Here is a 396-nt window from a genome sequence, read left to right as displayed (position 1 = left end):
CGCCGGGGTGATGAAGTACTTGAGCACCGCATCCGGCGTGTCCTGAACGCCCGGTTGCGGGTCGATCAAGTCGAACCGCACCTTGGCGTCGCCGCCGGAGAGCAGTTCCTCGCACAGCCAGTCGAAGCTGGCGTAGGCGCCGTTGACGAACTGCACCCGGTTGGGCAGGCCCTGCGCGATGCTGTCGATGACCGAGATCCGGATGGGCTTGTCGGTGCCCCACGACGCACCCGGCCGCAGAGCTCCCGGCAGCGGAGCGCCCGTGCCGGCGGTCGCGCCATCTGTGTTGTCGGCGCGGTGGGTGTCCTCGGGGTCGTGCAGGGCGGTGCCGATGTCGTCGGTGTTCGGGTCCCCCAGGGCGCACAGGGCATCGGCGCGCAGTTGGTCGCGGGTGCG

1 pseudogene is annotated in these 396 nt (G+C 70.5%); it reads right to left on the bottom strand.

Annotated features, from left to right (window positions below):
• A pseudogene (locus tag G6018_RS16270) lies at positions 1 to 396 on the bottom strand (hypothetical protein); the annotation flags it as partial.

The sequence above is a fragment of the Dietzia sp. DQ11-44 genome, assembly GCF_014145205.1.
Classification (GTDB): Bacteria; Actinomycetota; Actinomycetes; order Mycobacteriales; family Mycobacteriaceae; genus Dietzia; species Dietzia natronolimnaea.
The sequence above is the reverse complement of the archived record's forward strand: the minus strand, read 5'-3'. Positions and strand labels throughout refer to the sequence as shown.